The 11,589-nt window shown below is 32.2% G+C and carries 9 protein-coding genes; 4 read left to right on the top strand and 5 right to left on the bottom strand.

Annotated elements, in window-relative coordinates:
- The first annotated feature begins 2 nt into the window (after positions 1-2).
- Positions 3-1,199 carry a tetratricopeptide repeat protein gene (locus B3M86_RS10150; RefSeq protein ID WP_221854161.1) on the top strand — a complete coding sequence of 399 codons (1,197 nt, stop codon included), beginning with the start codon at positions 3-5 and terminating at the stop codon, positions 1,197-1,199.
- A gap of 82 nt (positions 1,200-1,281) precedes the next feature.
- Here the strand turns inward: B3M86_RS10150 and surE are convergent, their stop codons facing one another.
- Entirely contained in the window at positions 1,282-2,049 is a 768-nt protein-coding gene (surE, locus tag B3M86_RS10145) for a 5'/3'-nucleotidase SurE (RefSeq protein ID WP_219033704.1), read from the bottom strand.
- 193 nt (positions 2,050-2,242) lie between these two features.
- Between surE and B3M86_RS10140 the strand changes: the two genes are divergently transcribed.
- On the top strand, positions 2,243-4,315 hold the full coding sequence (locus B3M86_RS10140; protein ID WP_291060588.1) for a carboxy terminal-processing peptidase: 2,073 nt from the start codon (positions 2,243-2,245) through the stop codon (positions 4,313-4,315).
- The gene (locus B3M86_RS10135) at positions 4,315-5,427 is read left to right on the top strand and encodes an ABC transporter permease (protein ID WP_219033706.1); all 1,113 of its coding nucleotides are present in this window, start codon (positions 4,315-4,317) and stop codon (positions 5,425-5,427) included. Before B3M86_RS10140 ends, B3M86_RS10135 begins: the two co-directional genes overlap by 1 nt.
- A 339-nt stretch (positions 5,428-5,766) precedes the next feature.
- On the opposite strand, the gene B3M86_RS10130 is transcribed toward B3M86_RS10135, so the two are convergent.
- The 4 genes from B3M86_RS10130 to B3M86_RS10115 all read right to left on the bottom strand — a co-directional run bounded on the left by B3M86_RS10130 (position 5,767) and on the right by B3M86_RS10115 (position 8,945).
- Positions 5,767-6,135: a GxxExxY protein gene (locus tag B3M86_RS10130; RefSeq protein WP_219033707.1), complete on the bottom strand. Its 369-nt coding sequence runs from the start codon at positions 6,133-6,135 to the stop codon at positions 5,767-5,769.
- Positions 6,136-6,315: 180 nt separating this feature from the next.
- Positions 6,316-6,699, bottom strand: a complete 384-nt coding sequence (locus B3M86_RS10125) for an HU family DNA-binding protein (protein ID WP_280036721.1) — start codon at positions 6,697-6,699, stop codon at positions 6,316-6,318.
- 145 nt (positions 6,700-6,844) lie between these two features.
- Positions 6,845-8,113 carry a serine hydrolase domain-containing protein gene (locus tag B3M86_RS10120; protein WP_286494747.1) on the bottom strand — a complete coding sequence of 423 codons (1,269 nt, stop codon included), beginning with the start codon at positions 8,111-8,113 and terminating at the stop codon, positions 6,845-6,847.
- Between the two features lie 88 nt (positions 8,114-8,201).
- On the bottom strand, positions 8,202-8,945 hold the full coding sequence (locus B3M86_RS10115; protein ID WP_115001648.1) for a TrmH family RNA methyltransferase: 744 nt from the start codon (positions 8,943-8,945) through the stop codon (positions 8,202-8,204).
- A 4-nt stretch (positions 8,946-8,949) separates the two neighbouring features.
- Here B3M86_RS10115 and B3M86_RS10110 point away from each other — a divergent pair, with 4 nt between their 5' ends.
- Positions 8,950-11,553 carry a BamA/TamA family outer membrane protein gene (locus tag B3M86_RS10110; RefSeq protein WP_291075817.1) on the top strand — a complete coding sequence of 868 codons (2,604 nt, stop codon included), beginning with the start codon at positions 8,950-8,952 and terminating at the stop codon, positions 11,551-11,553.
- Positions 11,554-11,589 lie beyond the last annotated feature (36 nt).

Below are 11,589 nucleotides of genomic sequence, written 5' to 3'. Positions count from 1 at the left end.
CAATGAAAAAATTATTATTTAGTTTAGGATTAGTTTTAGCAATGTCGACATCATTCGCTCAAACTAACACAGAAGAATTAACGACAGAACCTACAGTTTTAGCTGAAAAATATAATAAATCAGCAAAAGAAAACTTAGCAAAAGGTGACGTTACAAAAGCAAGTCAAGATTTAGCAAAATTATCTAAATACGAAAACGGTAAAGTTTGGCAAGTCAAAAATAAAGACTCTAAAAAAGACGAATTTTACTATTCTCAAGCCGATTTAGATAAAGCTACAGCTAGTGGTAATTACGCAAAAGCGAAAGAAGTTGCTTTACAACCAAAATATGGTTTCTTGTTGCAATCTGAAGTTTCTAATTTAGCAAACAAAGAATTAGACGCTGCAAACAAAGCAATGGACGCAAAACAATTTACTGAGGCTGGAACAAAATTCTTAAATGTTTTCAACTTAGTTGAAGCTTTAGGTACAAAAGAAGATATCTATAAATATCAAGCTGCAATCTGTTTTTACAACGCAGCTGATTATGATAAATCGTTAACGATTTTGAAAGAATTAGCGGCAAAAGGATTCACTGGTAAATCAGCTAATCAAACAAAAGATTACAACCGTGACATGTATGTTTTAGCACTTAATGGATTGTACAATGCGAAAAAATACGATACTATCGTAGAAGAAGCAACTACAAAATATCCAAAAGATGCTGACATCAACAATATCGCAACTGGAATTTACCAAGTTTCTGGAAACTCTGATAAAATGACAAAACGTATCGAAGAAGCGATTAAAATTAATCCAAACGATGCACAAAATTATTACAACTTAGGAGTTTTATATTTAGATGACGCTTCTAAAGCAGAAGAATCTAAAAACTTGTTCAAAAAAGCGATTGAATTAAATCCTAAACATTTCGAGTCTTACAACAATTTAGTTTTAGCTATTTTGCAACCAGACAAAGAAATTGTTGAAACAATGAACAACAATTTAGGAACATCTAAAAAAGAGAAAGAAATTTATAATGCAAACGAAGTAAAACGCAAAGCTTTGTTTACAGAAGCAGCTCCTTATCTTGAAAAAATGTACGAAATTCAACCAGAAAATCGTCAAGTTATTCGTAACTTAATTCAAGCTTACAAAACTTTAGGAAACGAACAAAAAGAAAATTTCTATCGTGACGCTGAGAAAAAATTAGTAAAATAATTATTTCAATATTTTAAAAAAAAGGACTTCAATTGAAGTCCTTTTTTTATGCTTTATCATTCTGAATGTAGATTTAACGAACTTAGAACAAATCCCAATTTCTTAAATCTGGTAAAAAATGATGGGCTGTCAAATCATAACGAACTGGTACAACAGAAACATAACCCTCCTCTAAAGCACGTTCGTCTGTATCTTCACCTTTGTCAAGATTTTTAAACTCTCCACTCATCCAATAATACGTTCTTCCACGAGGATCTTCACGTTTATCAAATTTTTCTTCCCATTTTGCATCAGCTTGGCGACAAACTTTTATTCCTTTTATTTCATGTTCTTTCAACTTCGGAATATTAACATTCAACACTACACCTTTTGGTAATTTATGTTTTAAAACTTGATCAATAATTGTTTTAATAAATTCTTCTCCAGCTTTAAAATCAGCATTATAAGCAAAATCACACAACGAAAAACCAATCGCAGGAATCCCTTCTATTCCAGCTTCTACAGCAGCAGACATTGTTCCCGAATAAATCACATTCACCGACGAATTCGATCCGTGATTAATTCCCGAAATACACAAATCTGGTTTACGAGGTAAAATTTGCGAAACAGCCAATTTCACACAATCCACTGGCGTTCCAGAACACGCATACTCTTTTACATCTTCATCAACTTCTATTTCATCACAAAACAATGTCGAATTTATTGTCACCGCATGCCCCATTCCACTTTGCGGACTATCTGGCGCAACAACATAAACTTCTCCAAATCCTTTTGCAATCTCTATCAACGCTCTTATTCCAGGCGCAGTTACTCCATCATCATTTGTAACTAAAATTAGCGGTCTTTCCATATTTTATTCTTACTTTTATTCATCATTTTTACAAATGTAAAAAACTTCCTTCTAATTTCTTTTTTGTTTTATATTTGAAGGAGTCTTAAATTATTAATTTATATAATACCAACGCAATATGTTAATTAAAAAAACGTATGTATTACTATCGTTTTTATCAATGAGTTTGCTTGCTTTTTGCTTTTGCAAACCCATGCTAGACACAGATGAAGAAAGAGAAAAGTTAATCGTAAAAAATACACGAAACACCCTAACTTACCTACATTACAAACCTGCTACTGTAGATGATAAATTTTCGGAAAATGTTTTCAATAAATATTTAGAATACATTGATCCAAGCAAACGTTTTTTATTGCAATCTGATTATGATCTATTCAAAAAAGATTATCACAATTTAGATGATTATTACAAATCAGAAAACTTAGGTTTCTACAATTCTACTGTTGACACAATCTACAAACGTATTGCTGACGCTGAAAAATATTCGATGGATGCCTTGTCAAAACCTTTTGATTTCAATCAAAAAGAGAATTTCAACATCGATTATAAAACATCAAAATTCGCGAAAGATAAGAACGAATCAAAAGATTTGTGGCGCAAATATTTGAAATATAACGTGATGTTAGAAATCATTTCAATGCAAGACGAATTAAAAGGTCAAAAGAAAGATACATTAGACAACTCTTCTTCTATAAAACCTATAAAAGATCCTTTGGCAGATGAGAAAAAGAAAATCACAAAAGATACGCCTTTTGCAGAAGTAGAAAAGATGGCGCGTGAAGAAGTTAAAGACTTGATTTCTGACTATTTCCGTCGTATAAAACAAACAAAACGCGAGAACTATTTTTCTATTTACATGAACTCGTTCACAGAACAATACGATCCGCACACAACATACTTCTCTCCAACAAGTAAAGAGGATTTCGAATTCGAAATGTCTGGACAAATGGAAGGAATTGGAGCCAAAATACAAGACAAAAGAGGTTACGCTACAATTGCTGAATTAATTGTTGGCGGACCAGCTTGGAAGAGCAATAAATTAGAAGTTGGTGACAAGATCATTAAAGTTGCACAAGGGAAAAATGGTGAAGCTAAAAACATCGTTGGGATGATTTTAAGCGATGCTATTCGCCTAATTAAAGGGAAGAAAGGAACAGAAGTTGTCTTAACTATTCAGAAAAAAGACGGTTCTCAACAAACAATCTCTTTGATTCGTGAAGTGATTGAATCAGAGGAAGTGTTTGCTCGCTCATCTGTTATTACGGACGAGAAGGGAGATAAATACGGAATCATCTATTTACCTGAGTTCTACACTCCAATGGGAAAAGAAGGCGGACGTTATCCTTCGGATGATATCAAGAAAGAAATTGATATATTGAAGAAAGAAAACATCAAAGGTCTTGTCTTCGATGTTAGAAATAATGGAGGAGGTTCTCTTGAAGAGGTAGTTAAAATCTCTGGATTGTTCATCAATCAAGGACCAATTGTTCAGGTGAGACGTTCGGACGGAATGCTTAAAATTCACGAAGACAAAGATAATTCTATCGCATACGACGGACCTTTAGTAGTAATGGTTAACGAGCTTTCTGCATCTGCGTCAGAGATTTTTGCTGCAGCAATGCAAGACTATGGTCGCGCTGTTATCGTGGGTTCTCCGCAAACCTTTGGTAAAGGTACTGTACAAACAATCTTGCCTTTAGATCGTCAGTCGGGAAGTGATGAGTTAGGCGCTATTAAGTTAACAATACAAAAATTCTACCGAGTAAACGGAGGTTCTACACAATTGAAAGGAGTTCAATCGGACATTGCATTAGTTGATCAATTCACTTACGAAGATATCAGCGAAGCTTCTCGTTCAGAAGCCTTGAACTGGGATCAAATCAAACCATTGGTTATTGCAAAATGGCCTTCTGCTTTCGATTTAGCGAAGATTAAAACGAACAGTAAAACTCGTTTGGCAAACAATGCTCACTTAGCATTAATGAACGAAAGTTTCAAGTTCATCAAATCAATGGAAGACGTAAAAGAGATTCCTTTGAACTTAGAAGATTACAAAACGTACCGTAAAACACGCGAAGATAAAATCAAGAAATTCGAAACTTTAGACAAGTATAAAAACAATTTCAAATTTACAATGAATCAAAACGATTTAGCAACTACTAAAACAGATACTGTTCTAAAAGCTAAACGTAACAATTGGTTCAAAGGAATGCAAAAAGACTTTTATTTAAACGAAGCTGTTAACGTTTTAAGAGACATTAAATAATGGAACAAGAAAACGGTTCATTTTCTCAAATCATATTCAATAAATTAAGAAAGAACACCCTTGGTGTTCTTTCTTTTAGTGTAATAGTATTAGCTGCAATCATTTCTATTTTTGCTTATGTCTTTGCGTCCGACAAAACGGAAAATGCAAACAGACAGGACCTAACCATTGCATATTCACCTATAGGTTATCAGCAAAAAACAATCGAAATCCCTTTACCTAATTATTCAGGAAAAACGAACTTTTCTGATTTTATATTCGGGAAAGAAATCGATACCGAACAAATAAGTATTACATCTTACAAAAGAGATGGACAAAGCATTACTTATATTCCATATATAGGGAACGGACTAAGTGGTGAAGCAATAAAGATAGATTTGTTAACTTGGACAAAGCATAACATCAAAACGCAAGATATAGAGAAGGATTTTATCTATACAAAAACCTATTTACTTGGAACAGATTCTTACGGAAGAGACTTTTATTCTAGATTAATCATCGGGACAAGAATTTCTTTTCTTATCGGGTTTATCGCTGTTTTCATTTCATTAGTTGTCGGAATTTCCTTGGGCGCTCTTGCAGGTTATTACAAGGGACGAACAGATAACATTATAATGTGGTTGATAAACGTTGTGTGGTCTATCCCAACATTACTATTGGTTATTGCAATTACCTTAGCTATTGGAAAAGGATTTTGGCAGATATTTATCGCAGTTGGACTAACGATGTGGGTAGAAGTTGCACGTGTAGTTCGCGGACAATTCCTATCATACAGAGAAAAAGAATTTGTAGAAGCAGCAAAAGCTTTAGGATTTTCGGACACAAGAATTATCTTCAACCAAATATTACCTAACGTTGTTGCACCTATTATCGTTATATCTGCTGCCAATTTTGCTTCGGCAATTTTAGTAGAAAGCGGTCTTAGTTTTCTTGGAATTGGCGCACAACCTCCTACTCCGTCTTGGGGAAATATCATAAAAGAACATTATAATCATATTATTTTAGGGAAACAACATTTGGCAATTCTACCGGGATTAGCTATTATGTTATTGGTTCTTGGGTTTAATATCTTTGGGAATGTATTGCGAGATATTATGGATATTAAGCAGTAAGAAGCTTATAAAGTTTTATACTTTTCTTTTTTTAATACTTTAAAACACAAGTTATATCTTTATCTATGTCTTTATGTGGTTAATATTTTATCTTTTTTAACCACATAGAGACATAGGTTAAATATTGATAAAGATTTGAATAGACTTATAGTTTTCACAGTAACTTTACTTAAGTTAATAACTGAAAGTTTATAAATAAATCACAATTAATCAATTTCTATGTTTCTATGTGGTTAATATTTTACCAAAACAAAATTAAAAATCTATCTATTCTAATAATATAAATACATGGGTTTAATAATTTGGAAGATGAGTAAAAAACTCATTAACATACGTTTTTTATCCTTCATTAAATATGTTAAAACAATTGAAGTTGATTAGTATTCCTTTTGGACATTTCAGTAGTTTCATATAAGTTAATAATTGAGCTTCATAAGTAGGAAAAATATCTTGCACAGCTTTTAACTCAACAACTATACTATTTTCTACATAGAGATCACAACGAAAATCAAGATCAAGCAGTTTTTCTTTATAGACAACTGGAACCTTCATTTCTGTGAGAAAATTTATTTTCCTATGATTTAATTCTTCTTTTAAGCATTGATGATAAACACTTTCTAATAATCCTCTACCCATTATTTTATGAACTTCTATAGCAGAACCTATTATTTCATAAGTTAATTCATCTAAATATTTTTTAGTTTTCATAGTCTATGTTTCTATGTTGTTAATGATTATTCAATTGAGATATAAATAAACTTTTTATAAAACCTCCTTATCTTTTATATAAAACATAAGGAGGTTTTAAACAAAACGTCAAGTGGTTTTAATGAAAACCACTTGACGTTTTTTATTTACTTCAATTAGAAATTAGAAAAATTATCTCAACTATTTCTTTTTCTCATACTTTAAAGTAGCTAAAGTATCTCGTAAATCGAGACCAGGTCTAAAAAGTATTTTAGCACTTTTTATAGAAGCAGAATTTACTTTGTTCATTGCATCCATTCCTTCGCTACTAATACTTATTTGAAAAGAACCAAAATCTCCTAAGCGAACAATCTTTCCATCAGACAAATGTTTCGATAACATTTTAGCCAAATCAATCAATGTTGCATACACATCACTCTCACTAACAGATGAGGTTTGCGCAATTTCTTTACTCAAATTTCGAAGTGATACTTCACCATCTGCAATAGAATTTGCGTAGAACTTTTTAGGCGCCATAGGATCTCCTGGGTAAGCCTTCTGAATAACGTTGTATTTTACAGCCATAATTAAAAGTATTTATAGATTAACAGTTAATTATCTTTAAGTTAATACTTTATATTTAATTAACAAAATAAAACTATTGATTATCAATAAAATACATTATATCATAAAAATAAAAAAGGCTTTCTTATATAAGAAAGCCTTGCTATTATCTTGAAACTTTGGTCGAAAGTTTTGCTGTTGTTTTTGGTACAATTGGTTTTTGATGCAATCTCATCGAATCTTTATTTGGTGCTTTTAGCGGATAAGTTCCTGTAAGTCCAGCCAATTTAAATGCACTATATATATTCTTATTCTGCTTGTTTCCTAATGCAATTACCGTAAATTGATTGTTAACATCGTGTACAAAAACTGTGTTATTCCCGTGCCACCAACCATTGTGATACAATAATTTTTTACCATTGTCATATTCTAACAAGCGCATTCCAAGCCCATAATTTTTGAAACCTTTCTGCTCGTAACTATATCCTTTGAAAGCTTCTTTCTTGATCTTCTTCGGTAAAAAATCGTCTGAATACATGGCAACATCTAACTTGTAAAGATCTCTTGGCGTTGAGTAGATATTTTTGTCTCCATACGTGCGGTCAAAATCATCCCAAGCCCACTCGTAACCATTGTATTTGTAAGAACGAGCTACTGTATCTTTATCGCGATCATACTCAAAAACAAAGGTGTTATTCATCTCAAGAGGGTCAAAAACCATGTATTTCATTGCTTTCGGATAAGGTATTTTCATAATCTTTTCGATTACTAAAGCAAGGAAAGCGAAGTTGGTGTTCGAGTAATAAAACCCTTTGTCTGCGGGACGAATTTGTTTAACGTCAAATTCTCTAAAGATATCTAACACATCTTGATTAGAAATTGGTTTCTCGCGATCCATCATTACCTTCTTGTTATTCCACAAAACGTTGGCATAATTTGGCAAACCACTGCGGTGATTTAGCAAATTACGAACCGTGATATCGTCGTAAGGAAAACCTTCTAATATTGTATTTACTTTTTGATCTAATTTGATTTTACCTTTCTCGACCAGCTTAAGTATCGCCATAGATGTAAAAACTTTCGAGATAGATGCTATGTGAATAGGCGTTTCGGCAGTGATTGGACGCTTATGTCTTTCGTCTGCCATCCCTTGATATTGCTCTAAAAGTACTTGCCCATTCTTCACAACCAACAAACCTCCGCTCACTTTCCCGTCAACCCAAAAGTCTTTATAATAGGTGTTTAGTTTATTTCTGTAATCATTAAGTTCTGCTTGTGTGTACTTCATTGGCTTGAAATCTGCTTTCCAATCCAACGAATCATAGCGCAAAGCATGAGGATCCTTCTTTCTAACTTCTTCTTTTTGTTCGTTTTTCTTGCTACAGCTTCCCATAAACAGCATTGCAGAAGCAAGAACAACCGCTACATATTTCATGTGTTTTTTCTTAATCTTATTGTTTGTTTCTACTAAAGTATATATTTATTTGTGGAATAGTTACCCGTTTAGAAACATTAAGTTTTTTTTATGATTTGTGCGAAAGTTGAGACTTAAACTCGCCTAAGATGACACTTGTTGCAACAGCTACGTTGAGACTTTCGGTAGAACCATTTTTCCCAAAGAACGGAATACTTAGTTTATTTGTCGTTAACTTCTCGATTTCTGGAGAAATTCCATTCGCTTCGTTCCCCATTACCAAGATACCTTCTTGTGGAAGTGTTTGTTCATAAATAGATTCTCCTTCCATAAAAGTCCCGAAAATGTTTCCTTTATAGTCAGACAAGTATTTCTCCAAATCGATATAATGAACTTTCACTCGTGTAAAAGAGCCCATTGTCGACATCACAACTTTTGGGTTGTACATATCAACAGATTCTTTGGTACACAAAATATCCTCTACACCAAACCAATCAGCCAAGCGGATAATTGTTCCTAAATTACCTGGATCTCGAATATCATCCAAAGCAATACTTAAACCATTCAACTTGATGTTTTCGTTATAATTAGGTAATTCACAAAGTGCTAAACCTACATTCGGAGTAGTTAAGAAACTGATCTTTTTCAAGTCTTTTTCTTCAATAAAAGTCTTTTTGATATGTGTAGCTTCTGGCCAAAAGTCTTCAGTTATAAATAATTCTTTAATATTTATAGAACTTTTTATAACTTCCCCAATATTTTTAACACCTTCTACGACAAACAAATTATATTTTTGTCTATATTTTTTAGAACCCAGAGAAGTTATTATCTTAATAACGTTATTTGATAACATATTTATGCAAAAAAAAATTACAACAAATATAACACTTATCTCTTGTTTAGGTTTACTTTTTTATAGCTGTAGTACAACTAAAAAAGTACCTGAAGGAAAATATTTGTTTGTAAAGAACAAATTTATCTACGATAAAGAAGATCCCGATATTAAGAAGAAAAAAACTATAATCAACAAAGATTTAAGTGATTATGTGAAACAAAAACCAGCTGGTAAGTTCCTTGGTTTTTTCCCTCTTTGGCAATGGGTTTATAATTGGTCTCCTGCAAAATTTGATGAAACTTTTCAGGAATATTATCGACAAGATGCTTCGGTTCGTAACCAAAAATTATTGGACAGTTTACTAACGAAGAATAATCTTAGCGAATATGTTGGGCACAGTTTATGGAAAGAACGTCTTTATTATAGTCAAGGTGAGGCTCCAGTTTTGTTGGATGAACAACAATCAGAATTTTCGGCAAAGAACTTAAATAGATTATTTCATGACAAAGGTTATTTCGATTCGAAAGTAGCTGTTTCCTATAATAAAGATTCTGTTGCGAAAAAAGCAGAAACTATTTATGATATTAAGTTAGGGGAACCTTCTTATATCGAAACATATGATCAAAAAATATCTGATCAAAAAATAGAAGAATATCTTAATTCTTCTATTGGAAAACAAACTGTTTTGCATGCTGGAGATCAATATAATTTTGACAAATTTGAGGAAGAACGCGATCGTATCATCGATTTGTTAAAGAATAGAGGTTACTATGATTTTAATGATTCGGGCGAAGATTTATATTTTGAAGCGGATACATTAAAAAGTAACAAACGCCTTGATGTAACGATGTTTATTGATAAATATATTCAAGATTCTTTGAAAACGGATAGTATTACACCTTTTACGCAATACCGTTTTGGGAAGATAAATATTTATGCAGATTCTCGCAGTTTTGTTGATGATGAAAGTAAATTAATCAAAGAAGAATATAAAGATTATAACGTTTTATATACAAAAGAACCAGAATATCGACCAAAATATTTTACAGATGCATTTGTAATTCGTCCTGGTCAACTATATCGTCAACGACAAGAAATTCAGACAAAACGTAATATTTTCAAGAAAGAAAACATTAACTTACATGGATTCAGAATTAATAAACAAGATTCTATCCTAAATGTAGACGTTTTCTTTACACCAAAAAAGAAATATGACTTGAATCTCTTTGTCGAAAGTTATGCTTCTCGCTATATGAACTTTGCAATTTCTCCCGGAATGACTTTAACTTCGAGAAATCTATTTGGAGGAGGAGAAAATTTAGAAACAACTTTGAAAGGAACTTTAGGTTCTGTCAACAAAGATTTCTCAATGAATAAAGCATTCTTAAATGCTTACGAAATCGCTATCGAAACAAAGTTGAAATTTCCTTATTTATTAACACCAATTAATCTTGATAATATTTTACCAAAACGTTTTACTGCCGAATCTGCTATTCGAATGAATGCAAGTACGCAGAAAAATGTAGGTTTAGACAAAACGACTTATGGTTTTGGTTTTGATATGGATATTTCGAGTTCGGAGTTTCAACACAAAGTTTCTTTGTTTAACACAGAATTTATTAGTAACCGAAAAAAAGATCGCTATTATGAAGTGTTTACAAAAGATAATAATACAAAAAACGAAGTAAAAGATTTATACTACGCATACAATCCTAATGCACCAATTTATCTAACGGACGATGAATTAACAGACGCAATCGAGGCTGACAAAGGATTCCAAAGTTCATTAACTGGAGAAAACGCAAAGTTGTATGTTGATTTTGAGAATATGTTATATAGAAAAGCTAATATTTCCCAAAATGTATTAATCAACTCTTTTATCTATCAATTTACATTTAATCAAGAAAATTCATTTCGACCAAAAAGTAATCCTTGGTTTATTCAAGCGAGAATTGAATTAGCCGGAAATGTATTAAGAGGTTTAGACAAAGCTTTTGGCTTTAATAAAGCTGAACCTGATCGAGACGGAAATCAAGCAGGTTTGATCTTTGGAATTCCTTATTCTCAATTCGTAAAATTTGATGTGGATGTTAGACGAAAATTCAAATTAAATTCAAATTCTAGCGTAGCGGGACGTTTCTTATTCGGAATCATTCAACCATATGGAAACTCAGATGTTGCACCCTTCGTAAGAAGTTATTCGGCTGGAGGAGCAAATGATGTTCGTGGTTGGGCACCGTTAACTTTAGGTCCTGGAAGTAAACCACGTATCGATTCTAAAAATCAAAGTTTAGAATTTGAAAGCATGAAATTGTTATTCAATGCTGAATATCGCTTCAATCTTTTTGGAAGTTTGGAAGGTGCATATTTTCTTGATGCTGGTAATATTTGGGGTGTTAATAAAAATCGTCCAGAAACATTATTTAAGTTCAAAGATTTTTACAAAGAATTCGGAATTGGTTCTGGATTAGGTTTCCGTTATCACATTGGTACGTTTGCAATTGTAAGATTTGATTTAGGTTACAAAATTTATGACCCTTCTTACGAATTGGGTGATCGCTGGCAATTTGACAATTTTAATTTGCTTAAACCAAGAATCCACTTCGGAATTAATTATCCTTTCTAAAAAAACATCTATATTTGTTTCACAAAATACTAACAT

The sequence above is a fragment of the Empedobacter sp. UBA6305 genome, from assembly GCF_002440405.1.
GTDB classification, from domain to species: Bacteria; Bacteroidota; Bacteroidia; order Flavobacteriales; family Weeksellaceae; genus Empedobacter; species Empedobacter falsenii_B.
Note: the sequence above shows the minus strand (reverse complement) of the source record. Positions and strands in the feature narration are given on the sequence as shown.

Excerpts from the sequence above, each read along its gene's own strand:
- B3M86_RS10110 (WP_291075817.1), top strand. The coding sequence starts at position 8,950 with ATGCAAAAAAAAATTACAACAAATATAACACTTATCTCTTGTTTAGGT.
- B3M86_RS10130 (WP_219033707.1), bottom strand. The coding sequence starts at position 6,135 with ATGAAAACTAAAAAATATTTAGATGAATTAACTTATGAAATAATAGGT.
- surE (WP_219033704.1), bottom strand. The coding sequence starts at position 2,049 with ATGGAAAGACCGCTAATTTTAGTTACAAATGATGATGGAGTAACTGCG.
- B3M86_RS10125 (WP_280036721.1), bottom strand. The coding sequence starts at position 6,699 with ATGGCTGTAAAATACAACGTTATTCAGAAGGCTTACCCAGGAGATCCT.
- B3M86_RS10115 (WP_115001648.1), bottom strand. The coding sequence starts at position 8,945 with ATGTTATCAAATAACGTTATTAAGATAATAACTTCTCTGGGTTCTAAA.
- B3M86_RS10140 (WP_291060588.1), top strand. The coding sequence starts at position 2,243 with ATGCTAGACACAGATGAAGAAAGAGAAAAGTTAATCGTAAAAAATACA.
- B3M86_RS10120 (WP_286494747.1), bottom strand. The coding sequence starts at position 8,113 with ATGAAATATGTAGCGGTTGTTCTTGCTTCTGCAATGCTGTTTATGGGA.
- B3M86_RS10150 (WP_221854161.1), top strand. The coding sequence starts at position 3 with ATGAAAAAATTATTATTTAGTTTAGGATTAGTTTTAGCAATGTCGACA.
- B3M86_RS10135 (WP_219033706.1), top strand. The coding sequence starts at position 4,315 with ATGGAACAAGAAAACGGTTCATTTTCTCAAATCATATTCAATAAATTA.